Genomic DNA, 22,984 nt, shown 5'->3' with positions numbered 1-22,984 from the left:
AGCGGGCCGTTCGTGTGCGCAGGGTGAATCAGCGGACGGTGTGCACGATCAGAACATCGCAGGTGGACTTGCGAGCGGCGTCCGACGGAACCGAACCCAACAGGCGGCCGGTCAACGAGTTCAGGCCGCGGTTGCCGACGACGAGCAGATCGCCCTTCACCTCGTCCACGAGAGCAAGCAGCGACTCGACGGGGGCTCCGACGATCGCCTTCTCCTCGATGTTCTTCGCACCGGCCTTGGTCGCGTGTTCACGCGCCGTGCGCAGGATCTCACGCGTCGGAGCCGATCCGGTGATCTGGTAGGCGTCCTCGCGCAATGCGTCGGCGGCCGCGGACGTGTCCTTCGGATCGGCCGGGTAATACGCGCAAGCGATCACCAGAGTGGCATCGGCGTCTCCCGCCAGAGCCGCCGCCTTCTCCACTGCCCGCAGTGACGACTCGGAGCCATCGGTCCCGACGACAACGGTGCGGTACGCGCTCATTCATTCCTCCATTTGTCGGTCACACACAGATGTGACACTTCTGGTCGAACTCGATTGGTGCAAGTCACAGGACCGAAAGACGTGGTCCGGGGACTGATTCGCTGACACTAGCCGGAACCGGCCGATCGGCACGTGAACTTGGGGAACAACACGATCCGCGCCGCTCACATACATTGGTTTCCATGCCGATTCCCCGCCCGCCATTGTCCAGACGGGCCATGACTGTCGGCACCGCAGTGATTGCAATTCTCGCGGTAGCCGCTCTCGCATTCGTAGTCCTCCCCCAGGATTCGAGCGCCGACACATCCACGCGCGATGCGCGCATCACGGTACCGGACAGCCCCGGGTCGACGGGCACCGTCGACATCGACGCACGGCTCTACGCACCGGCTGTCACGCCGGCCCCGACGGTGCTGCTCGCCCACGGCTTCGGCGGCAGCAAGGATTCGGTCGACGGGCAGGCACGTGACCTCGCGGCTCGTGGGTACACCGTGCTCGCCTACAGTGCGCGCGGTTTCGGAGCCAGCACGGGTTCGATCTCTATCAACGACCCCGATCGCGAAGTCGCCGACGCTCGTGGACTCATCGACTGGCTCGCCGAACAACCGGAGGTAGAACTCGACGCTCCCGGCGACCCTCACGTGGGAGTCGCAGGCGGATCGTACGGCGGCGCGCTGGCACTGAGTGCGGGCGGCACCGATCCCCGCATCGATTCCATTGCCGCCGCGATCACGTGGAACGACCTGGGTCAGGCCCTGTTCCCCAACTACGGCGTCACCTCGACCGAGGGCCGAGAAGCCCTCGGCGACACGATCACTCCAGCTGCGGCGGAGTACGGCGGACCCGGCGTGCTCAAGCGTGGCTGGGCCGGTGTGTTCTTCGGAGCGGGCGCGGCGAGTGCAGCGCCTGGCGACGGCGATGGTGCAAGCACCGAAACATCGGGGACCGGTGACGGCGCATCTGCGTGTGGCAGGTTCGCACCCGAGTTCTGCGACGCATACAGCCGATCGGCAGTGACCGGAATCCCCAGCCAGCAGTTGCTCGACCTGCTGACCGCCCACTCGCCCGTCGCGGTGGCGTCGAACATCACCGCGCCGACTCTGCTGGTGCAGGGCACGCAGGACACGCTGTTCGGAGTGGATCAGGCCGATGCGACGGCTCGTCAGATCGCAGCGGCCGGTGGGAACGTCACCGTGCGGTGGTTCGACGGCGGACACGACGCCGGCGGAACGGACGGCACGAGCGATCGGGCCATCGCCGACTTCTTCGACAGGACGTTGCGTGACTACGACACTGCCAACGGTAGCCAGCCGTTCGTCTACTCCACTCAGCGGGCAGCCGACGAGCGCGGCGGCAACCGCAACCGACGGATGACCGCTCCCGACTACCCGGGACTGGCGGCCGACTCCGACGCCACCCGGACCGAAGCCGTCTCGTTCACTCCCAGGGCCGAGAACCAGTCGATCATTCGTCCGCCAGGAGCGTCACCGTCGGCCATTTCGTCGGTGCCCGGTCTGGGATCGGTGCTGTCGACGTTGGGATCGACCGGGGCAGGTGCGGCTCTGACGTCGGATCTACCGGGCCAGTCGGCCACGTTCAGCAGCGATCCCCTCGAATCGTCCGTGACGATCACCGGTGCACCGCGAGTGAATCTGCGCGTGGCCTCCCTCGCCTCGCCCGGCCAATCGGTGCTGTTCGCGAAGCTCTACGACGTCGCACCGAACGGAACCAGAACGCTTCCCGGGGGCGCAGTCTCGGCAATCCGATTGCCCGACACCGAGGGCATCGATCCCGTGGACGTCACCGTTGCCCTGCCGGGCATCAGCTATACCGTCCAGCAGGGTCATCGCCTCGAGTTGAGCATCGTGACCACGGACCAGGCCTACGCGGTTCCGCTCGAACCAGCACAGTTCAGCGTGGCCATGGCCGACAACTCCATCGCATTGCCCACCGTCCCCGCAGAGGCGAGCGCCAACAGCACGGTCCCGGTGGTGCCGCTGGTCGGCATCGGAGTGGTACTGCTCGCAGTCGCCGGTGCGATCGTCGCCGGAGTCGTGCGGACCAGACGTCGCGCAGTCGCCGAAGTGGACGAGGACCTGATCGACACTCCCCTGGTGATCACCGATCTGGCCAAGACCTACTCCAACGGATTCCGCGCCGTCGACGGCGTCAGCTTCGAGGTGAAGCAGGGCCAGGTCCTGGGTCTCCTCGGGCCCAACGGTGCAGGAAAGACCACAACTCTGCGCATGCTGATGGGCCTGATCACTCCCACCGGTGGCGAGATCAGGGTCTTCGGCCACAAGGTGACGCCCGGTGCCCCGGTGCTGTCCAGACTCGGTTCGTTCGTCGAGGGATCCGGCTTCCTCCCCCACCTGACCGGAACGCAGAATCTGCGGTTGTACTGGGAGGCCACCGGACGACCGATCGAGGACGCTCACCTCGAGGAGGCCCTCGAGATCGCCGACCTCGGCACCGCAATCGAGCGCAAGGTCAAGTCCTACAGCCAGGGTATGCGGCAGCGGCTCGCGATCGCTCAGGCCATGTTGGGCCTGCCGGATCTCATGGTCTTGGACGAACCGACCAACGGACTCGACCCACCACAGATCAGGACGATGCGCGACGTCCTGATCAACTACGCGAAGACCGGGCGCACGGTGTTGGTGTCCAGTCACCTCCTCGCCGAGGTCGAGCAGACGTGTACCCACGTGGTCGTCATGAATCGCGGATCGGTGATCAGCTCGGGCACCGTCCGCGAACTGACCGCGGCGGGCGGGCAGACGGAGATCAGGGTCGACGACGCCACCCGCGCACAGTCGGTGCTCGGTGCGTCCGGCCACGACGGAGCGGTGATCGTCGACGACGGAACGGTGACCGTCGACCTGACCGACGCCGATTCTGCCGTCGTGATCCGGGAGCTCGTCACCGCAGGAATCTCGGTGCGCGGATTCTCTCAGTCGACCCGCCTGGAGGACGTGTTCCTCGACCTCGTCCACCGGGACAACCCAGGCTCCGACACCAGCAAGGATCGCTCATGAGCACCACACACGCAGACGGGCGCGCTGCCGGGTACACCGGCGGCAGCACCCTGCCGTTCCGCACCGAGTTGCGCAGGCAGCTGGGACGTCGCCGCACTCAGCTGGCCATCGGATTCCTGGCCCTGCTTCCGGTGATTCTCGCGATCGCGTTCACCGTCGGCAGCTCGAGCGCGGACTCCGATGCCGATGGGCTCATCGAGCTCGGCACCCGCGGAGGCATGAACTTCACGGTCTTCGCGCTGTTCATGTCGGTGGGATTTCTGCTGATCGTGGTGGTGGCACTGTTCTTCGGCGACTCGGTGGCAAGCGAGGCCTCGTGGTCGAGTCTTCGATACCTGCTGGCCATCCCGGTGCCCCGAAGTCGACTGCTGACGCAGAAGGCGCTGGTGTCGGCGACGCTGTCCAGTGTGGCGATCGTCGTGCTCGTCGGGGTGTCACTGTTGATCGGAACCGTGATGTACGGAGCCGAATCGCTCATCACCCCACTGGGTGAGGGGCTGCCGTACGGCACCGCACTGGTGCGGCTACTGATCGCAGTCGCCTATATCGGCATCAACCTGCTGTGGGTGGCCGGCCTGGCGATGCTGCTGTCGGTGCTCACCGACGCCCCGCTCGGGGCCGTCGGTGGCGCAGTGATGACGTCGATTCTGATGCAGATTCTCGACCAGATCACCGCACTGGGATCACTTCGCAACTACCTGCCCGGGCACTACGCCAATTCGTGGATCGATGCGTTCGGAACGAGTATCGACTGGAACGACATGGTGGTGGGATCGTTCTCGGCCATCACGTACGCGGCCGTGTTCGGGTTGATCGCATGGCGACGTTTCGGCACCAAGGACATCACCAGCTGAGGCCGCCTACTTCTTCTTGATCGCCGGTCCGAAAACGCCGTCGGGAATGACGCCCTGGCCGACGATCGACTCGCGCCACGGGGTCGCGAGCGAGACCAGACGTGCTGCACCGTCCTCGCCGAGGGCGGCCCACGGCGCGACGGCGAGGTCGTTGGTGATGTCCTCGACCAGCGTGCGGAGATCTGTGCCGTCCTGAGTCAGCGTGCCGTCGGACGAGAGCAACTCTCGGTCGGCCAGCGACGCGACAGCGCCGTCCCACTGCTCGGTCGACCATCCTCGACGCTTGCGGGCGAACTCCTTCTCGAAGCCGTATCCGGTGGCGGTATGGGTGATCAGCGCTTCGAGACCGCTCAGGCCCGCCGTCTGCAGCGCCGCGATGTGACCGTCACCGCGGTATTCACGGATCAGCGTCAGGGCGTGCCACAGCACCAGGTGCGGTGCCGTCGGCCAGTCGAGCTCGGCGTACGCGGCGTACAGGGGGCGACCGTCATCACCGGGAATTCCACGGGCTGCGATCGATGCCAGGTCAGCGGCCTCGGCCATGTCCGCGGACGTCAGAACCTCGGGGCCGAGCAGCCGACCGAACGCGGCATCGAGCGTGGCGTAGCGGATCGCCATGATCTCGTCGGGCGAGGCGATGTCCCAGGCCGCCGGGATGAGCGGTGCCACCAGTTCACGGTTGAAGTTGTAGAACGTGGCGGTGACCACACCGGCACCGACTCGTCCCAACGGCGCTGCCCGGCCCGCGAAATAACAGGCCCGCGGGGGCAACCCAGCGGCGACGAGCGCCTCCTGCGTCTCCGGAAGGAAGTAGGTCATCGAGTGAATGAGTTCGAGAGCACGAGAGGTGCGGCCGGCAGTGGTTGCGTCCATCACTGAACGGTAACCGAACACATTCGGCTCATTCCGCAGGCTCCACTCGCGCCCACCCGGTCCAATTACTTGAGGCCGGCCGCGTCCATTCCACGCAGTTCCTTCTTCAGGTCCTGAATTTCGTCACGGAGTCGGCCTGCCAGCTCGAACTTCAATTCGCGTGCCGCGTTCATCATCTGATCGGTCATGTTCTTGATGAGATCGGCCAGCTCGGCGCGGGGCATCGACGAGACGTCCTGACCCTCGTAGACCCCGGTACTGACCGACCGGCCCGCCTCGCCCTGCGCGCGTCGACCACGGCTGGCGTTGCGCCCGGACCCCCCGACTTCGACGACCGACTCGGTGTCCTCGGCTTCCTGGTACACCTGGTCGAGGATGTCGGCGATCTTCTTGCGCAACGGTTGCGGATCGACTCCTCGCTCCTTGTTGTACGCGATCTGCTTCTCACGCCGACGTTCGGTTTCCTCGATCGCGTAGGTCATGGAGTCGGTCATCTTGTCGGCGTACATATGAACCTCGCCGGAGACGTTTCGCGCAGCACGGCCGATGGTCTGGATGAGGCTGGTACCGCTGCGGAGGAAGCCTTCCTTGTCCGCGTCGAGGATGGCCACCAACGAAACCTCGGGCAGGTCGAGACCCTCGCGCAGCAGGTTGATGCCCACCAGTACGTCGTACTCGCCCAGCCGGAGTTGCCGGAGCAGTTCGACGCGACGCAGCGTGTCGATGTCGGAGTGCAGGTAGCGGACGCGGATGCCCAGTTCGAGCAGGTAGTCGGTCAGGTCCTCGGACATCTTCTTCGTCAGTGTGGTCACCAGAACACGCTCGTCCTTCTCGGCACGCTCTCGGATCTGATGGACCAGGTCGTCGATCTGTCCCTTGGTCGGCTTGATAACGACCTTGGGATCGACGAGTCCGGTGGGGCGGATCACCTGCTCGACGAACTCTCCCCCGGTCTGCCCCAACTCGTACTTTCCCGGCGTTGCCGAGAGGTACACCGTCTGGCCGATCCGCTGGGTGAATTCCTCCCACGTCAGCGGTCGGTTGTCGGTTGCCGACGGCAACCGGAACCCGAAGTCGACGAGGTTGCGCTTACGCGACATGTCGCCCTCGTACATGGCACCGATCTGCGGCACGGTCACGTGCGACTCGTCGATGACGAGCAGGAAATCCTCGGGAAAGTAATCGATCAGAGTTGCCGGAGCGGTGCCCGCACCACGGCCGTCGATGTGCCGCGAGTAGTTCTCGATACCCGAGCAGAACCCGACCTGCTTGATCATCTCGAGGTCGTACTGCGTCCGCATCCGCAACCGCTGCGCTTCGAGCAGCTTCCCTTTTCCTTCGAGCTCCGCCAGGCGTGCTTCGAGTTCTGATTCGATGTCCTTGACGGCGCGTTCCATCCGCTCAGGACCGGCCACGTAGTGCGTGGCCGGGAAGATGCGCACCGAATCGACCTGCCGAACGATGTCTCCCGTGAGCGGGTGTAGGTAGTACAACGCTTCGATCTCGTCGCCGAAGAACTCGATACGAATCGCCAGTTCCTCGTAGGACGGAATGATCTCGACTGTGTCGCCGCGAACCCGGAACGAACCGCGAGTGAAGGCCATGTCGTTGCGGGTGTACTGCACGTCCACCAGCAGCCTGAGAAGCGCGTCGCGCTGCACCTCGACGTTGACCTCGAGCTCGATCGACCGATCGACGTACGACTGCGGGGTACCGAGGCCGTAGATGCACGACACCGAGGCCACCACGACCACGTCGCGGCGCGAGAGCAATGATGCCGTCGCCGAGTGGCGCAGACGCTCGACGTCGTCGTTGATGGACGAGTCCTTCTCGATGTAGGTATCGGTCTGCGCGATGTACGCCTCGGGCTGGTAGTAGTCGTAGTACGACACGAAGTACTCGACTGCGTTGTTGGGCAACATGTCTCGTAGCTCGTTCGCCAACTGCGCCGCCAACGTCTTGTTCGGTGCCATCACCAGGGTGGGGCGCTGCAACTTCTCGATGAGCCAGGCCGTGGTGGCCGATTTACCGGTACCCGTGGCACCGAGAAGCACCACGTCCTTCTCGTCCGCCTTGATCCGCCGTTCGAGCTCGGCGATGGCGGTCGGCTGATCACCGGCCGGAACGTGTTCGCTGACGACCTCGAATGCCGGTCCGGTGCGCTCGATCGCGCCCACCGGACGGTGTTCGGAGTGCGCGACAACGGGATGTTCGGATGCAAACGCCATTACACAAGCGTAGACGCGACCACCGACAAGTTCCGTCGGACAGACCTCGAAGGTCGGTTCCCGGTAGCTTCTACAGGCATGGTCGCTCACACGTCAGCCGGTGCGCACACCGTCGTTCATGCCCCCAAGCACGAGACGTTCGACCTCGTGGCCAAGACGAACGTGGACCCCAAAGGTTTCGTGCGGATCGTCGACGAATACCGCGTGGAGCCCTGGGGCCTGTACATGGCCCGACCCTCGGACCACGCTCATTTCGACTACCTGGAGTCCTGGCTACTGCCGGCCCTCGGGCTCCGCGCCTCGGTGTTCCATTACCTGCCGGCACACGCACGCGATCAGGACTACTACGTCGACATCGGCGAGTACACGGCAGGCACCACCCAGTGGACATCCATCGACCACTATCTGGACCTCAGCGTTCGGACCGGCCGTGACTACGACCTACTCGACGTCGACGAGTTGTTCGACGCTCGGGTGGCGCAACATCTCGACACCCCGACGGCCGAGCTCGCGCTGGCCAGATCGATCACGGCCATCGAAGGACTGACGCGGCACGATTACGACCTGAACGCGTGGCTCGCATCCATCGGGATGCCGACCGAGTGGAACGGAAAGCCGTCCTGATTCATCCGGTCCGACTCATGCAGTCCAGTTCGTCTCCCCTGCCCACTGCCACGCCCGCCGATACGCGACGTCGAACCAGGGTGCCTTGGCGTTCTCGTAGGCCTCGATCGCCGCTTGGTAGTCGACGATTCCGGCTACGGCCTCGGCGGCCCGTCGCTTGATTCCCGCGTACTCCGTCGCGACGGCTGCGTCCGCCCGCAGCCAGTCACGGAACAGCAACGCGAACTGCTGGTTCGGCCAACCGTCGACTCGAACATGCACGTTCGCCGGACGGCCGGGGTCTGCATTGCCGTGAAAGCGCTTGCCCCACACGGCCGGATCGGCTTCCCCGCCCATACCGTACGCAGGCTTGGGGTCGTCGAAATTACTGGTCGCGATTCCGGGGAAGCCCGCGAGACGCAACTGTTCGCCGACGGCATCGGCGTCGTCGAGTCCGCGGACCGTGATCTGAATGTCGACGACATCCTTCGCGTCCAGTCCGGGCACCGCGGTGGAACCCACGTGATCTATCCGCACAGCCTTGTCCCCACACGCGAGAGCGAGGTGCCCGATGATTCGACGGGCCTGCAACTCCCACACCGGGTCCGCCGTCACCTGTTCGGGATGGATTCGCGCAACGACGCCCTCGCGGATGTTGCGCTCGAAGGGAATCAGGCGCGCGCTCCACAACGTGCGAACCTGCTCGTCGACGCTGCCCGGCGCACCGGTGTTGTCGATCCACACGTCTGCTACCGCGCGGCGGGCATCGTCGGTTGCCTGCGCGGCAATGCGGGCACGGGCATCGGCCTCCGGCATGTTTCGTTGCCCGGTGAGCCGTCGGACTCTTTCTTCTGCGTCGACCCAGACGACCACCACCAGATGGAAGAACGGGCCCATCGATCCTTCGACCAGAAGCGGAATATCTTGTACCACAACGGCGTCCGCCGGAGCGCCGTCGATGATCTCGGCAGTGCGCTTGCCGACCAGCGGGTGGACGATGGCATTGAGCTTCTTACGAGATTCCTCGTCTCCGAATGCTCTGGCCGCCAACGCAGGACGGTCGAGTGAACCATCGGCCGCGAGGATCTCGACGCCGAAGGTATCCGTCAGTTGTTGCAGCCCAGGTGTTCCCGGCTCCACGACTTCACGGGCCAGAACATCGGAGTCGACGAGAACTCCCCCCAGTTCGGTCAGTACCTTCGCCACGGTCGATTTTCCGGCACCTATTCCACCGGTCAGTCCCAGTCTCAGCATGCACCCAGTCTGACACTCGAACACGCCGAAGCACACCAGCCCCAAATACACCGCTTTCGGAGGTGTGTCGGTTATCTTCGACGAGCGCGACCTCGATGTGCCGACCCAATGCTATTGAAAAGGACACCCATGCGAAGCAATCAGATCCAACCGGGTCGGCACCGCCTTGGCATGGATGCAGGCGTTCATTGCATTCTCATTCCGGAAGTTGCCTCGGCGTTGGCCGACCACCGGCGTAACTGGTTCACCAACCTTCTGACCCCCGCCCGCCACAGCTTCGCCACCATGCGCAAGCGCACGGAGAGCGTCGGCCAGTGGAGTCCAGCCACCGCCGCGTAGTTCGCACTCCCCCTCAAACATGGGCCCGGTTCTTCCGAACCGGGTCCATTGTCGTGTCACCAAGGTTTCTGCTCGTGTGAACTTCGAATGAGAAAGCCCCGGTTCTCACGAGGAGAACCGGGGCTCGATGTCACACCCTCACGGGTGGACTACGTCTATCAGGCGTTGCCCGACAGCTTCTCACGAAGTGCAGCGAGCTGCGCATCGCTGGCCAGCGATCCACCGGTCGATGCCGGAGCCGACGCTGCGGGAGCATCGCCTTCTGCATCTGCGGGGGCCTGACCCGACTCGGAGGAGTAGTTGGTGTTGGCGGCTTCGGCAGCTTCGTCCTTGGCCGTCTTCTCCATCTGAGCGGTGTGCATCTTGTGGCGACGCTCTGCCTCGGCGTAGCGACCTTCCCACTCTTCACGCTGCTTCTCGTAGCCTTCGAGCCATTCGTTGGTCTCGGAGTCGAAGCCCTCGGGGAAGATGTAGTTGCCACCCTCGTCGTACGAGTCGGCCATGCCGTACTTGGACGGATCGAACTCTTCTGCGTAGTCCTCGTTGGCCTGCTTGAGGCTCAACGAAATCCGGCGACGCTCGAGATCGATGTCGATGACCTTGACGAGTGCGTCGTCGCCGACACCCACGACCTGGTCCGGAACCTCCACGTGGCGCTCGGCCAGCTCGGAGATGTGCACGAGGCCCTCGATGCCCTCTTCGACGCGCACGAATGCACCGAAGGGAACCAGCTTGGTGACCTTGCCGGGCACGATCTGGCCGATCGCGTGGGTGCGAGCGAACTGGCGCCACGGATCTTCCTGAGTTGCCTTGAGCGACAGGGACACACGCTCGCGGTCCAGGTCGACGTCGAGAACCTCGACGGTGACCTCGGTGCCGACCTCGACAACCTCGGACGGGTGATCGATGTGCTTCCAGGACAGCTCGGAGACGTGCACCAGGCCGTCGACGCCACCCAGGTCCACGAAGGCACCGAAGTTGACGATGGAGGACACGACGCCCTTGCGGACCTGGCCCTTCTGGAGCTGGTGCAGGAACTCGCTGCGAACCTCGGACTGGGTCTGCTCCAGCCATGCGCGACGCGACAGGACCACGTTGTTGCGGTTCTTGTCGAGCTCGATGATCTTGGCCTCGATCTCCTTGCCGACGTACGGCTGGAGGTCGCGGACGCGACGCATCTCGACGAGCGAGGCGGGGAGGAAGCCACGAAGACCGATGTCGAGGATGAGTCCACCCTTGACGACCTCGATGACGGTGCCCTTGACGGCCTCGTCCTTCTCCTTGAGCTCCTCGATCGTGCCCCAAGCGCGCTCGTACTGAGCTCGCTTCTTGGACAGGATCAGACGGCCTTCCTTGTCCTCCTTGGTGAGGACGAGTGCTTCGATCTCATCTCCCACGGAGACGACCTCGTTGGGGTCGACGTCGTGCTTGATGGAGAGCTCGCGGGAAGGAATGACGCCTTCGGTCTTGTAACCGATGTCGAGTAGAACCTCGTCACGATCGACCTTGACGATGGTGCCCTCGACGATGTCACCATCGTTGAAGTACTTGATCGTGGCGTCGATGGCGGCGAGAAAATCCTCTGCGGAGCCGATATCGTTGACGGCTACCTGCGGTGAGGTTGTGGTTGAGGGCATGTGTTGAGTTGCTCCGGACGGGTTGGGTATCGGTTGATGGATGTTCGGTCGGACTTGGTGAAACGTGTGCAGCACGAGCATCTTCGGCGGATCCGTTGCCGGGTCCGCATGCGTCGACGCCGGGCGGACCCGACCTGGGCGCAGCGTGAACACACTCGCGTTGAACAGGGTACGCGATGCCGCAGTACCAGCACAAACCCGGTTAGAGTCGGCGTGTGACCGATCTTTCCGCACCGTCGTCCACTCCCGGCCGCGGCCGCATCGATTCCGTCGCGAGCGACCGGGCGAGTCGCCTCTGGTGGGATTCCGACGCCGAGAACTACCACCGTACGCACGGCGCTTTTCTGGGAGTGTCGACCGAATCCGGTGAGTTCGTCTGGTGCCCCGAGGGACTGCACGAAGGTGACGTACATCTGCTGGGCGACGTCGCAGACAAGGACGTCCTCGAAGTGGGCTGCGGCAGTGCGCCGTGCGCCCGCTGGCTCGGGGCACAGGGTGCTCGCGCCGTAGGTCTCGACATCTCGATGGGCATGTTGCAGCGCGGCGTCGATGCCATGACCGCAGGAGGGTCGACGGTTCCGCTGGTGCAGGCCAGTGCCGAATCGTTGCCGTTCGCCGACGAGCGCTTCGACATCGTCTGCTCGGCGTTCGGTGCAGTTCCGTTCGTCGCGGACTCCGCCAATGTGATGAAGGAAGTGGCGCGGGTACTTCGGCCGGGCGGCATCTGGGTGTTCGCGGTCAATCATCCGATGCGCTGGGTGTTTCCCGACGACCCAGGAGTAGGCGGGCTGACCGCGACAATTCCGTACTTCGACCGAACCCCGTACGTCGAGTACGACGCCGACGGAAGCCCCAATTACGTCGAGCATCACCGCACGATCGGTGATCGCGTGCGCGAGCTGGTCGCCGCAGGTCTGGAGGTACGCGACATCGTCGAGCCGGACTGGCCGGAGTGGCTCGACCGGGAGTGGGGCCAATGGAGCCCGCTGCGCGGCCAGCTCTTTCCCGGCACCGCGATCTTCAGCAGCCGCAAGCCGCTCTGACCGAGCGCACGCCTCTCAGCGCCGGCGCACCCTGGCTTCGACGGTCTCGGTGAAGGCACTGGTGGACGCCTGCCCACCGAGGTCGGCTGTCGCGACACCCGATTCGACGGTGTCGTCGACGGCGTGCCGAATCCGGCCCGCGGCGGCGGCGAGCCGTTCGTCCCCGTGCCGGTCGGCGAGCCACTCGAGCAGCATCGCGGCCGACAGGAACAACGCCGTCGGATTGGCACGATTCTTGCCGGCGATGTCCGGGGCCGATCCGTGCGAGGCCTGCGCCATCGCCCGAGTTTCCGAGGAATTGATCGACGGAGCGGTGCCGAGCGACCCGGACAACTCGCCCGTCAGGTCCGACAGGATGTCACCGAACATGTTCTCGGCCACGATGACGTCGTAGTCCTCGCCTCGTCGAACCAGATGCGCCGCGAGAGCGTCGACGTGTTCCTCGGTGATCTCGACATGCGGGAAGTGCTCGCTCACGGCGCGACACGCATCGCGGAAAAGTCCCGTCGTCATCGACAGCACGTTGGTCTTGTGCACGATGGTCAGCTTGCGGCGGCGTCGGTCTGCCAGCGAGAACGCCTCGCGTGCAATACGTTCACACGCACCGCGGGTGAACACTCCGACTGCCAGTGCCACATCGGGAGTCGGCATGAACTCGCCACTGCCGACGAACATGTTGCGATCGGCATAGAAGCCTTCGGTGTTCTCCCGCACCACCACCAGATCCATCCGCGGGGACATCGCCCGCACGCCGGCGAGGGCCTTCGCCGGCCGGATGTTGGCGAACAGGTCGAAATTCTTGCGAATCCGTCCACCGGGCGTCAGCTGTGAACGGAACGGCTCCGGATACGACGCGCTGTCGTGTGGTCCCAGAATCCAGCATTCGAGTGCGGACAGTTCGTCCAACGTGCTGTCGGGTGTCGGCGTTCCATACTGGTCGATGGCGTCCAGGCCCAGCGGCAGGTGCACCCAGTCCACGGCCGGTCCGCCGACGGCCGCCAGTGCCGCGTCGACCACCCGGATGGTTGCGGGCACGATTTCGTGGCCTATCCCGTCGCCGGTCATGGCCCCGATCCGTAGTGTCGTTGCATTCCGGCCGTCCGTCTGCGACATCATGGCCTCCATGGTGCAGTCCGCAGAACTTCTACTCGACTCCGGCCTCGACGCAGCGGTCCGCCGCGAGTGGGCGGCACTGTCCGAGGCCGGCCTGCCGAGCCAGAACCGGCACCGCGGTGAATCGAATCGCCCGCACATCACCGTCGCGGTGGCGTCGTCGATGCCGGTCGCGGTGGACGACGGCGATGCGGTTCGCTTCGATCCGTTCGATGTACGCCTCGGCGGCCTCGTCGTGTTCGGTGGTCGGGCGATCACCCTGGCTCGACTGGTGGTTCCGTCGAGCGAGTTGCTCGATCTGCATGCCAGGATGCACGCAGCGGTCGGCGAACGATCGCTCGATCATCTCGCGCCAGGCCGGTGGACACCTCACGTCACGGTCGCCCGACGTTTGACGCCCGAGGAGGCAGGAGCGGCCGTACGCCTGCTCTCGGCCGACGTGGTCGATCTGGTCGGATCTGCGGTGTCGCTGCGCAGGTGGGACGGCGAGGGCAAACGTGAGTGGCGAATCGGCTGATCGACGCACCTCAGAACCGGTAGTCGCCGAATTGCGTCACCTCCGCGTGAGTATCGGGGGCGAAGCCTGCCACCACGAAGGCGTCGAGGGCCAGGAACAGCAGCACAACTACCAATACAATTGTCATGCCGCTAGCTTCCAACCTGCGCAGAGTCCGCACGAGTGGCAGTAACGCCACATATACACGACTTTCTGCCATACTCGCAGGCATGCTGAAACGAGTGGTCGTTGCGCTGATGCCGTTGACCGAACAGTTCGAGCTGGGCGTCGCCTGCGAGGTGTTCGGCTTCGACCGCTCGGACGAGGGCCTCCCCACCTACGACTTCTCCCTGATCGCAGGTGTCCCCCAACCGATTCGCACCCGTGTGGGCTACACCATCGACGTGCCACACGATCTCGACCGACTCGACACCGCTGATCTGATCATCGTTCCGGCCGGTGGAACCGAGGCCGCCGAGGACGGCAGCTATGTGTGCGGCATCGGATACAACCCGTCCATCGAACCCCTGCTGGCCAAACTCCGTGCGGCGGTGAACCGAGGCGCCATGGTTGCCAGCCTGTGCAACGGCGCGTTCTTGCTGGGCCAGGCCGGCCTGCTCGACGGCCGACCCTGCACGACGCATTGGCGACATTCCGCCTCGCTGGCCGCGAAATACCCGCTCGCGCAGGTCGATCCGAACGTCCTCTATGTCGACGACGGAAGCGTGCTGACCAGCGCGGGCACGGCTGCCGGAATCGATCTGTGCTTGCACATAGTGCGGAAGTACCAGGGCAGCGTCGTGGCCAACGGGATCGCCCGCCGAATGGTGGTTCCTCCACATCGGGACGGCGGCCAGGCCCAGTTCGTCACCAGTCCCCTGCCCGCCACCCGCACCGAAACACTGGCACCGCTGCTGGACTGGATGACCGCGAACCTCCACTCCGAACTCACCATCGGTCGGTTGGCGGCGCGAGTGAACATGTCCGCTCGAACCTTCGCCCGTAAGTTCGCGGCCGAGACCGGAACTACGCCGGCCCGGTGGTTGAACGACCAACGCGTGCTGGCAGCGCAGCAATTGTTGGAGAACTCCGACCTGCCGATGGATTCGATAGCCGAGGTCGTCGGGTTCGGAAATGCTGCCGCACTGCGGCAGCACTTCGTGAGATTGCGATGCACCACACCCAACTCGTACCGTCGAACGTTCCGGGCAACCCCACAGCCCGCCTGACGCAGGCGTTCCGACGCAGCCGGGATGATTCCGGCGAGTACCTGCGTTGAGACACACCAGAAGCGCAATCAATCGAAAGGGACCGCGTGGCCACTCAGACTTTGACCCAGCAGAATTTCGACGAGATCGTGACGAGCAACGACGTGGTGTTGGTCGATTTCTGGGCATCATGGTGCGGACCGTGCCGCCAATTCGCGCCGACCTTCGAGAAGTCGTCCGATGCACACCCCGACGTCGTGCACGCCAAGGTGGACACCGAAGCAGAGCAGGGCCTCGCCGCGGCAGCTCAGATCCAGTCGATTCCGACGATCATGGCGTTCCGCGAAGGAATCCTCGTCTATGCACAGCCCGGCGCGTTGCCCGCACCAGCGCTCGAAGACCTCGTTGGGCAGATCAAGGCCCTCGACATGGATGTCGTGCGTCAGCAGATCGCCGAGCAGGCTCCCGCTGCGGAGTAGTTCTTCACTCAGCACGACGCGAAGGGCCGCTCACCGAGTTCGGTGAGCGGCCCTTCGCTGTGCCATGGGTTGGATCAGTGCGCTGGCCCGATTCAGTGAGCTGCTGCATCCCAGCTGCGACCGGTGCCGACCGAGACTTCCAAGGGCACCGACAGTTCGATGGCCGAGGACATCTTGTCGCGAACCAGCGCCTCGACCTCCTCGCGCTCGGAGTCGACTACCTCGAGCACCAATTCGTCGTGCACCTGCAACAGCATTCGTGATTTCAGCGTCGATTCCGCCAGCGATCGGTGCACGTCGATCATCGCCACCTTGATGATGTCTGCAGCGGTGCCCTGGATCGGGGCGTTGAGGGCGGCACGCTCGGCGACCTCGCGGCGCTGACGATTGTCGCTGTTGAGATCCGGCAAGTACCGGCGCCTGCCGTACAGCGTGGAGGTGTACCCCACCTTGCGCGCTTCCTCGACGGCGTTGCGTAGGTAGTCACGGACGCCGCCGAACCGCGCGAAGTACGCCTCCATCTGCTGCTTCGCTTCGTCGGTGGAGATCTTGAGCTGCGCGGCGAGACCGAATGCGCTCAGTCCGTAGGCCAATCCGTACGACATCGCCTTGACCCGGCGGCGCAGTTCGGGGGTGACCTCCTCGATCGGCACGCCGAACGCCCTGGCACCGACGAAACTGTGCAGATCCTCGCCGGTGTTGAACGCCTCGATCAGGCCTTCGTCGCCGGAGACGTGCGCCATGATGCGCATTTCGATCTGGCTGTAGTCGGCCGTGAGAAGGGTGTCGTATCCCGCCCCGACGACGAAGCCGTCGCGGATGTGGCGTCCCGCCTCGTTGCGCACCGGGATGTTCTGCAGGTTGGGTTCGGTGGACGACAGTCGCCCGGTGGCCGCAACGGTCTGGTTGAACGTGGTGTGGATGCGTCCGTCGTCGGCAACCGACTTCAGCAGGCCGTCGACCGTCACCTTCATACGCGTTGCATCTCGGTGATCGAGCAGGAACTTCAGGAACGGGTGTTCGGTCTTCTCGAACAACCCCTGCAGCGCATCGGCATCGGTGGTGTAGCCGGTCTTGGTCTTCTTGGTCTTGGGCATGTCGAGTTCCTCGAACAGCACCACCTGCAACTGCTTCGGTGACCCGAGGTTGATCTGCTTGTCGATCACGCCGTACGCGGCATTGGCGGCCTCGTCCACTTGTGCGGCAAAACCGGACTGCAGCGAGCGAAGGTGGTCACTGTCGACGGCGATGCCGGTCGCTTCGACATCGGCCAAGACCGTCAGCAGCGGCAACTCCATCTCGGAGAGCAATGTGGTCGATTCGATGGCAGCGAGCTCGGCGTCCAGGGCCTCGGCCAGGTCGATGACGGCCCGCGCCTTGAGGATCTCTCCCTCGGCGAACGCCGCATCAGCGGTGTCCTCGGCATCGAGGAGCGACATCTGGCCTTCACCCGCGTCTTCGACGCGGAGTTCACGCTTGAGGTAGCGCAGCGACAGGTCGTCGAGATTGAACGATCGTTGTCCCGGTCGAACGAGATACGCGGCCAGAGCGGTGTCGGTGGTCAACCCTGCGAGGGTCCACCCACGTCCGCGCACCGCGTGCAACGCCCACTTCGCTTCGTGCAGCGCCTTGGGTTGCGCCGGATCGGCGAGCCAGGCCGCGAGCGCGCGCTCGTCGGATTCGTCGAGGGCCGTGGTCGTGACGAACGCGCCTTCCCCGTCGGCCGCGGCGATGGCCAAGGACGTCGCGTCGCTGTCGAAAGGCCTGCGTGGACCGAGGATGGACAGGCCGCTGCGCCTGCCGTCGGACGCGTGCTCGTCCAGCCAGGCGGCAAGGTCGCCCGGCGCGACGATGCCACCGCGGACGTCGAAGCCTTCTTCTGCCTCGGGTTCGACCGATGCGAGCGTCTCGAAGAGCCGGTCCCGCAGAATGCGGAACTCCAGATCGTCGAACAGCGCGTGGATCTTCTCGCGATCCCACGGAGCCAGTTCGAGCTGATCCGGGGTGTACGGCAACGGCACATCGCGCACCATTTCGGTGAGCTCACGATTGAGCACCACACTCGACAAGTTGGCGCGCAGTGCGTCTCCCACCTTGCCCTTGACCTTGTCCACGTTGTCGACAAGAGCGGTCAGCGAACCGTATTCGATGATCCATTTGGTTGCCGTCTTCTCACCGACGCCGGGAATGCCGGGGAGGTTGTCACTCGGGTCTCCGCGCAGCGCTGCGAAATCCGGATACTGCGACGGCGTCAAACCGTACTTGGTGGCGACCTCCTCGGGGGTGAACCGGGTCAGGTCCGAAACTCCCTTGCGCGGGTACAGCACCGTGACGTTGTCGGTCACCAACTGCAGTGCATCGCGGTCGCCGGTCACCACCAGAACGCGGTACCCGAGCGCCTCGGCCTGCGTCACCAGAGTGGCGATGATGTCGTCCGCTTCGAATCCCGCCTCTGCCATCACCGGGATGCCCATGGCCCCGAGTACGTCCTTGGTGATGTCGACCTGGCCGGCGAACTCGTCGGGCGTCTTGCTGCGGTTCGCCTTGTACTCGGGGAACCGCTCGGCGCGGAAGGTCTGGCGCGAGACATCGAACGCAGCCGCGATGTGCGTCGGCTTCTCGTCCCGCAGCAGATTGATCAACATCGAGGTGAACCCGTACACGGCGTTGGTGGACTGACCGCTTGTGGTCTTGAAGTTGTCCGCAGGTAACGCGAAGAAGGCACGGAACGCCATCGAGTGGCCGTCGATGAGCAGCAACGTGGGACGTTGCCCGTCCGCCTTCGCATCGATGAGGGCTGCGGGCGCTGCACTGTTCTCGGTTACTGGGCTCACGGTTGTCCAGTCTAGGTAGCGGGTCCGACAACTCGTAGCCGGATGCTCGCTGGGCGTCGTGCTCGGCCGCACGACGCGCATCGTGCGCCGCGAAACACAACCGATACTTTCCGGAAATCTCAGTCGCCGATTTTGCGTCGTTTCAACGGATAGAGTCCGACAATTGCAGGAAACCCACATTCCCGTGGCACAACGACAACCGTCCGGAGGACGTGCGTGGCTCCAAATGTTCGATGGACCAGAAAGGTGCAACCGCCGAGGTTGCGCGCAAGATCTGCCGTTCGGCTTCTCCAGCGAACACTTCTACTCGCCGTTCTGAGTTCGATCGCCGCGCTGCTGTTCAGTGCGCCGGCATTGGCCCAGGAACCTACCCCCACTCCCCCGGCTGCACCGGGGACCAGTGCCGAACAGGCACCGCCCGCAGACGCTGTCAGCGTCGCGGGATCTCTCAACAACGGTGGCGAACGTCTCGTCGGTGTCGATGTCGCAGCGCTCGACGCCGGCGGTGCCGAAGTCGCTCGGACCACCAGTGAAACCGGCGGCCGCTGGACTCTCGAATTGTCCCCCGGCACATACACATTCCAGGTCGTCCAGGAAACGCTTCCCGACGGGGTGAGCGTTCAGGGTGAGGTCCAGCGTGATGTGCAGGCCGGGCGTTCCAACACCGTCATCTTCTCGTTCGGTGAGGCCAGAACGGCCACCAGCATCCCGTTCTACGAGAAGTTCGTCCGCACCACCGTCGACGGTTTTCGCTTCGGCCTCGTCATCGCGCTCGCCGCGGTCGGGCTGAGCCTGATCTTCGGCACCACGGGCCTGACGAACTTCGCGCACGGTGAACTCGTCACTCTCGGGGCCGTCGCCGCGTGGTTCTTCAACGTCAGCCTCGGGATACAACTGATTCCGGCCACGGTGCTGGCAATCATCGTCGGAGTCGCGATCGGCTGGCTCAACAATGCGCTGATCTGGCGGCCGCTGCGGAAACGGCGAACCGGCCTGATCGCCCAGCTGGTGGTGACGATCGGACTCGCGATCGCGCTGCGTTATCTCATCCTGATCTTCTTCTCGGACCGTTCCGAGCCCTTCGACGACTACCAGGCTCAGACCGAGAACGACTGGGGGCCGCTGTCGATCACCAACGTCAATCTCGCCTGCATCGTCATCAGCGTCGTCGTCCTGATCGGCGTCGCACTGATGTTGCAGCGCACCAAGATCGGCAAAGCCATGCGCGCGGTGGCCGACAACCGGGACCTCGCCGCGTCCTCCGGTATCAACGTCGAGCGTGTGGTCACGTTCGTCTGGTGCCTCGGTGGCGGCTTGGCCGCTCTCGGTGGCGTGCTGTTCGGGCTCTCCGAACTCGGCGGCCGCGTCCAGTGGGAGATGGGCTTCAAGCTCCTGCTGCTGATGTTCGCCGGAATCACGCTCGGCGGACTGGGAACGGCCTACGGTGCGTTCCTCGGTTGCGTCATCGTGGGTCTGCTCGTGCAGTGGTCGACGTTGGTCATCAATCCCGATCTCAAATACATCGGAGGGTTGCTCGTCTTGATTCTCATCCTCGTCGTCCGACCACAGGGCATCCTCGGCTCGCGACAAAGGATCGGGTGACCACCACATGGATATCATCGGCGCACTTCAGATCTCACTCGCTCAGCTGGTCGGCCCGTCGGCCATCTTCTACGCTCTGCTCGCCATCGGCCTGAACCTCCACTTCGGCTACGCCGGACTGCTCAATTTCGGGCAGATCGGCTTCGCGCTGCTCGGCGGCTACGGCGTCGGCATCACCACCATCACCTACGAGCAGCCACTGTGGCTCGGCATTCTGGTCGGTCTCGCTGCGGCAGGCTTGCTTGCTCTGGTCCTCGGTATTCCGACTCTGCGACTGCGAGCCGACTATCTCGCGATCGTCACCATCGCGGCCTCGGAAATTCTTCGCTTGGTGTTTCGTTCGACCGCAACGGATTCGGTGACCAAGTCGACCAACGGCATCACCGGTTTCGCCGGTCCGTTCACCAGCATGAGTCCGTTCGAGGGCGGCAAGTCGTACAGCTTCCTCGGCGTGCGATTCCTGGGCAACGACCTGTGGGCCATGCTCGTCGGCTGGACGCTGGTGCTGCTGCTGTGCGGAGTGATCTATCTGCTGACCCACAGCCCGTGGGGACGTGTGCTCAAGGCCGTCCGTGAAGACGAGGACGCGGCCCGCTCACTGGGCAAGAACGTCTTCGTCTACAAGATGCAGGCGCTGGTTCTCGGCGGTGTCATCGGCGGCATGGGCGGCGTGTTCAACGCACTGCAAACTCAGTCCATCAACCCCGACTTCTACTCCACGGCGCAGACGTTCTTCGCCTTCGGCGCTCTGATTCTCGGTGGGGCGGCAACAGTGTTCGGCCCGGTACTGGGCGCGATGCTCTTCTGGTTCCTGCTGTCCATTCCCGATGCGATTCTGCGGCAACTGATATCCGGCGACGACCCGGTGCTCAACCTCACCGGCGCTCAGGTCGGTGCCACGCGGTTCGTGCTCCTGGGAATCCTGATCGCCGTGTTGATGGTGTTCAGACCTCAGGGCATTCTCGGCAACAAGCGAGAGGTTCAACTCAATGCCTGACCCGAGCAACGGTGCCGCCAAGGCGGCACCGAGCAAGAAAGCCAGCACACTCGAATCACGCGCTGCCCAAGCGCTGTCGAGCGATCAACGCACGTCGCTCTTCGCCGGTGTCGCCAACGAACCCGGCGCACCCAAACCCGACGCCACCCTGGTGGTCGACGGAGTCTCCCGCACCTTCGGCGGCCTCAAAGCCGTCGACGTGGCGCACCTCGAAATCCAGCGCGGTTGCATCACCGGTCTCATCGGTCCGAACGGTGCAGGCAAGACCACGCTGTTCAACCTGCTCACCGGATTCGATCGCCCCGACACCGGGACCTGGTCGATGGATGGCCAGGAGCTGGGCCGGATGCACCCGCACCAGGTGGCACGCAAAGGCGTGGTGCGCACGTTCCAGTTGACCAAAGCGCTGTCGAAACTGACTGTGCTGGACAATGTTCGGTTGGGCGCAACCGGTCAGCGCGGTGAGCGCATGATCAACACGTTCATGCCGTGGACGTGGAAGGCGCAGGAGCGCCAGATCACCGAACGCGCATACGAGCTACTGGGGCGCTTCAAACTCGACGCCAAGGCCGACGACCTGGCCGGCTCGCTCTCGGGCGGCCAGCGCAAACTTCTGGAGATGGCACGCGCGCTGATGACCGATCCGTCGGTGGTCATGCTCGACGAGCCGATGGCCGGGGTCAATCCCGCTCTGACACAGTCACTCCTGGGTCACATCAAGTCGCTGCGCGACGACGGTATGACGGTGGTGTTCGTCGAACACGACATGGACGTCATCCGCGACATCAGTGACTGGGTGGTGGTGATGGCTCAGGGCAGCATCATCGCCGAGTCCACGCCGGAGGAACTCTCCAACAACGGTGCCGTCGTCGATGCTTATCTCGGTAGCCATCACGATCAGGCGCTCGAATTCGATGCCGACGGCAATCCGGTCGGGGCGACCGCCGAACTGGCGGAGGCACTGAAGCAGGCCGAGAAGGAAGAACTCGAAGCGGGAGGCGATCTTTCGGAACCGGAGTTCGTCAGCCCAGCGACGGCCGATGTCGCCGAAGGCGGCTCACACCGGGCCAAGGAGGACAACTGATGAGCGAACAGACATTGACGCCGGCAGAATTCGCCGCAACACCCGGGGAGCACGCTCGTCTGGCCGAAGGTGCATTGCTGCGCGCCGACGGGTTGGTCGCCGGGTACATCCCCGGTGTCAACATCCTCAGCGAATGCAACTTCTTCCTCAACGACGGCGAGATCGTCGGCATCATCGGTCCCAACGGTGCCGGCAAGTCGACCCTGCTCAAGACACTGTTCGGACTGGTCGCTGTCCGTGAGGGAAGTGTGAAGCTACGCGGTGACAACATCACCTCGGCCGAGGCACACGTGCTCGTCACCAAGGGTGTCGGATATGTTCCGCAGACGCAGAACGTGTTCCCGTCGCTGACCATCGAGGAGAACCTCGAAATGGGAATCTATCTGCGTCCCAAGAAGTTCGGTGAGCGTTTCGATTTCGTGAGCGAGCTGTTCCCTTTGCTCGGCGAGCGCAAGAAGGTCAAGGCAGGCGCGTTGTCCGGTGGCGAGCGACAGATGGTCGCCATGGGACGTGCCCTGATGATGGAGCCGTCGGTACTGCTGCTCGACGAACCGTCGGCAGGCCTGTCGCCGATGTTCCAGGACGAGGTGTTCATCCGCTGCAAGAAGATCAATGCGGCGGGCGTCTCGATCATCATGGTCGAGCAGAATGCCCGTCGTTGCCTCCAGATCTGCGACCGCGGCTACGTCCTGGATCAGGGCCGTAACGCGTACACCGATACCGGTCCGGCGCTGATGAACGACCCGAAGGTCATCGAGCTGTACCTCGGAACTCTCGCGGGAAGCAAAGAGAAGAAGTCGTAGGTCGTCCTCGACGACGAAAGG

Annotated in this window: 19 protein-coding genes; 12 read left to right on the top strand and 7 right to left on the bottom strand. The window is 64.2% G+C overall.

What is annotated here, in order from left to right; genetic code table 11:
• Positions 1–28: 28 nt before the first annotated feature.
• Positions 29–481, bottom strand: a complete 453-nt coding sequence (locus CH275_RS15755) for a universal stress protein (RefSeq protein ID WP_032378962.1) — start codon at positions 479–481, stop codon at positions 29–31.
• A 182-nt stretch (positions 482–663) separates the two neighbouring features.
• On the opposite strand from CH275_RS15755, the gene CH275_RS15750 reads away from it, so the two are divergent.
• Both CH275_RS15750 and CH275_RS15745 read left to right on the top strand, forming a co-directional pair.
• Positions 664–3,516: an alpha/beta fold hydrolase gene (locus tag CH275_RS15750; RefSeq protein WP_094679210.1), complete on the top strand. Its 2,853-nt coding sequence runs from the start codon at positions 664–666 to the stop codon at positions 3,514–3,516.
• Positions 3,513–4,370 carry an ABC transporter permease gene (locus CH275_RS15745; RefSeq protein ID WP_094679209.1) on the top strand — a complete coding sequence of 286 codons (858 nt, stop codon included), beginning with the start codon at positions 3,513–3,515 and terminating at the stop codon, positions 4,368–4,370. The genes CH275_RS15750 and CH275_RS15745 overlap by 4 nt, the downstream gene beginning before the upstream one ends.
• Positions 4,371–4,376: 6 nt before the next feature.
• Here CH275_RS15745 and CH275_RS15740 read toward each other — a convergent pair whose 3' ends face one another.
• Positions 4,377–5,243 carry an SCO6745 family protein gene (locus tag CH275_RS15740; protein WP_094679208.1) on the bottom strand — a complete coding sequence of 289 codons (867 nt, stop codon included), beginning with the start codon at positions 5,241–5,243 and terminating at the stop codon, positions 4,377–4,379.
• A 65-nt stretch (positions 5,244–5,308) separates the two neighbouring features.
• Complete coding sequence (gene uvrB, locus CH275_RS15735) at positions 5,309–7,471, bottom strand: excinuclease ABC subunit UvrB (RefSeq protein WP_094679207.1); 2,163 nt, start codon at positions 7,469–7,471, stop codon at positions 5,309–5,311.
• Between the two features lie 78 nt (positions 7,472–7,549).
• Between uvrB and CH275_RS15730 the strand changes: the two genes are divergently transcribed.
• Positions 7,550–8,095 (top strand): DUF402 domain-containing protein, encoded by a 546-nt coding sequence (locus CH275_RS15730; RefSeq protein WP_094679206.1) that lies wholly within the window; start codon positions 7,550–7,552, stop codon positions 8,093–8,095.
• Between the two features lie 15 nt (positions 8,096–8,110).
• Here CH275_RS15730 and coaE read toward each other — a convergent pair whose 3' ends face one another.
• Positions 8,111–9,328: a dephospho-CoA kinase gene (coaE, locus tag CH275_RS15725; RefSeq protein ID WP_094679205.1), complete on the bottom strand. Its 1,218-nt coding sequence runs from the start codon at positions 9,326–9,328 to the stop codon at positions 8,111–8,113.
• A 129-nt stretch (positions 9,329–9,457) separates the two neighbouring features.
• Here coaE and CH275_RS15720 point away from each other — a divergent pair, with 129 nt between their 5' ends.
• Positions 9,458–9,667, top strand: coding sequence for a hypothetical protein (locus CH275_RS15720; protein ID WP_032394307.1), 210 nt, complete (start codon positions 9,458–9,460; stop codon positions 9,665–9,667).
• A gap of 158 nt (positions 9,668–9,825) precedes the next feature.
• On the opposite strand, the gene rpsA is transcribed toward CH275_RS15720, so the two are convergent.
• Positions 9,826–11,304: a 30S ribosomal protein S1 gene (gene rpsA / locus CH275_RS15715; RefSeq protein WP_027497255.1), complete on the bottom strand. Its 1,479-nt coding sequence runs from the start codon at positions 11,302–11,304 to the stop codon at positions 9,826–9,828.
• Positions 11,305–11,519: 215 nt separating this feature from the next.
• Here rpsA and CH275_RS15710 point away from each other — a divergent pair, with 215 nt between their 5' ends.
• The gene (locus CH275_RS15710) at positions 11,520–12,347 is read left to right on the top strand and encodes a class I SAM-dependent methyltransferase (RefSeq protein ID WP_094679204.1); all 828 of its coding nucleotides are present in this window, start codon (positions 11,520–11,522) and stop codon (positions 12,345–12,347) included.
• A 15-nt stretch (positions 12,348–12,362) separates the two neighbouring features.
• Here the strand turns inward: CH275_RS15710 and CH275_RS15705 are convergent, their stop codons facing one another.
• Complete coding sequence (locus tag CH275_RS15705) at positions 12,363–13,460, bottom strand: isocitrate/isopropylmalate dehydrogenase family protein (RefSeq protein ID WP_094679203.1); 1,098 nt, start codon at positions 13,458–13,460, stop codon at positions 12,363–12,365.
• Positions 13,461–13,470: 10 nt separating this feature from the next.
• On the opposite strand from CH275_RS15705, the gene CH275_RS15700 reads away from it, so the two are divergent.
• From CH275_RS15700 to trxA, 3 genes are all read left to right on the top strand, one after another.
• Positions 13,471–13,977 (top strand): 2'-5' RNA ligase family protein, encoded by a 507-nt coding sequence (locus tag CH275_RS15700; protein WP_094679317.1) that lies wholly within the window; start codon positions 13,471–13,473, stop codon positions 13,975–13,977.
• A gap of 209 nt (positions 13,978–14,186) precedes the next feature.
• Positions 14,187–15,185, top strand: a complete 999-nt coding sequence (locus CH275_RS15690) for a helix-turn-helix domain-containing protein (RefSeq protein ID WP_094679201.1) — start codon at positions 14,187–14,189, stop codon at positions 15,183–15,185.
• 86 nt (positions 15,186–15,271) lie between these two features.
• Positions 15,272–15,643, top strand: a complete 372-nt coding sequence (trxA, locus tag CH275_RS15685) for a thioredoxin (protein ID WP_032394311.1) — start codon at positions 15,272–15,274, stop codon at positions 15,641–15,643.
• Positions 15,644–15,735: 92 nt separating this feature from the next.
• Here trxA and polA read toward each other — a convergent pair whose 3' ends face one another.
• Complete coding sequence (gene polA / locus CH275_RS15680; protein WP_094679200.1) at positions 15,736–18,477, bottom strand: DNA polymerase I; 2,742 nt, start codon at positions 18,475–18,477, stop codon at positions 15,736–15,738.
• A gap of 261 nt (positions 18,478–18,738) precedes the next feature.
• On the opposite strand from polA, the gene CH275_RS15675 reads away from it, so the two are divergent.
• From CH275_RS15675 to CH275_RS15660, 4 genes are read left to right on the top strand one after another with little or no spacing between them, the layout of a single operon-like run.
• On the top strand, positions 18,739–20,079 hold the full coding sequence (locus CH275_RS15675) for a branched-chain amino acid ABC transporter permease (protein ID WP_094679316.1): 1,341 nt from the start codon (positions 18,739–18,741) through the stop codon (positions 20,077–20,079).
• A gap of 7 nt (positions 20,080–20,086) precedes the next feature.
• Positions 20,087–21,076: a branched-chain amino acid ABC transporter permease gene (locus CH275_RS15670; RefSeq protein WP_032404006.1), complete on the top strand. Its 990-nt coding sequence runs from the start codon at positions 20,087–20,089 to the stop codon at positions 21,074–21,076.
• Positions 21,069–22,160: an ABC transporter ATP-binding protein gene (locus tag CH275_RS15665; RefSeq protein WP_256991042.1), complete on the top strand. Its 1,092-nt coding sequence runs from the start codon at positions 21,069–21,071 to the stop codon at positions 22,158–22,160. Before CH275_RS15670 ends, CH275_RS15665 begins: the two co-directional genes overlap by 8 nt.
• Positions 22,160–22,963: an ABC transporter ATP-binding protein gene (locus tag CH275_RS15660; protein ID WP_094679199.1), complete on the top strand. Its 804-nt coding sequence runs from the start codon at positions 22,160–22,162 to the stop codon at positions 22,961–22,963. Before CH275_RS15665 ends, CH275_RS15660 begins: the two co-directional genes overlap by 1 nt.
• Positions 22,964–22,984: the final 21 nt, after the last annotated feature.

This window comes from Rhodococcus sp. 06-235-1A, from assembly GCF_002258785.1.
GTDB lineage: Bacteria > Actinomycetota > Actinomycetes > Mycobacteriales > Mycobacteriaceae > Rhodococcoides.
This window is presented reverse-complemented; position numbering and strand designations above follow the sequence as displayed.

Coding starts and splice junctions, on each gene's coding strand:
- CH275_RS15755 (WP_032378962.1), bottom strand. CDS start 481: ATGAGCGCGTACCGCACCGTTGTCGTCGGGACCGATGGCTCCGAGTCG.
- CH275_RS15750 (WP_094679210.1), top strand. CDS start 664: ATGCCGATTCCCCGCCCGCCATTGTCCAGACGGGCCATGACTGTCGGC.
- CH275_RS15745 (WP_094679209.1), top strand. CDS start 3,513: ATGAGCACCACACACGCAGACGGGCGCGCTGCCGGGTACACCGGCGGC.
- CH275_RS15740 (WP_094679208.1), bottom strand. CDS start 5,243: ATGGACGCAACCACTGCCGGCCGCACCTCTCGTGCTCTCGAACTCATT.
- uvrB (WP_094679207.1), bottom strand. CDS start 7,471: ATGGCGTTTGCATCCGAACATCCCGTTGTCGCGCACTCCGAACACCGT.
- CH275_RS15730 (WP_094679206.1), top strand. CDS start 7,550: ATGGTCGCTCACACGTCAGCCGGTGCGCACACCGTCGTTCATGCCCCC.
- coaE (WP_094679205.1), bottom strand. CDS start 9,328: ATGCTGAGACTGGGACTGACCGGTGGAATAGGTGCCGGAAAATCGACC.
- CH275_RS15720 (WP_032394307.1), top strand. CDS start 9,458: ATGCGAAGCAATCAGATCCAACCGGGTCGGCACCGCCTTGGCATGGAT.
- rpsA (WP_027497255.1), bottom strand. CDS start 11,304: ATGCCCTCAACCACAACCTCACCGCAGGTAGCCGTCAACGATATCGGC.
- CH275_RS15705 (WP_094679203.1), bottom strand. CDS start 13,460: ATGTCGCAGACGGACGGCCGGAATGCAACGACACTACGGATCGGGGCC.
- CH275_RS15700 (WP_094679317.1), top strand. CDS start 13,471: ATGGTGCAGTCCGCAGAACTTCTACTCGACTCCGGCCTCGACGCAGCG.
- CH275_RS15690 (WP_094679201.1), top strand. CDS start 14,187: ATGCTGAAACGAGTGGTCGTTGCGCTGATGCCGTTGACCGAACAGTTC.
- CH275_RS15670 (WP_032404006.1), top strand. CDS start 20,087: ATGGATATCATCGGCGCACTTCAGATCTCACTCGCTCAGCTGGTCGGC.
- CH275_RS15665 (WP_256991042.1), top strand. CDS start 21,069: ATGCCTGACCCGAGCAACGGTGCCGCCAAGGCGGCACCGAGCAAGAAA.
- CH275_RS15660 (WP_094679199.1), top strand. CDS start 22,160: ATGAGCGAACAGACATTGACGCCGGCAGAATTCGCCGCAACACCCGGG.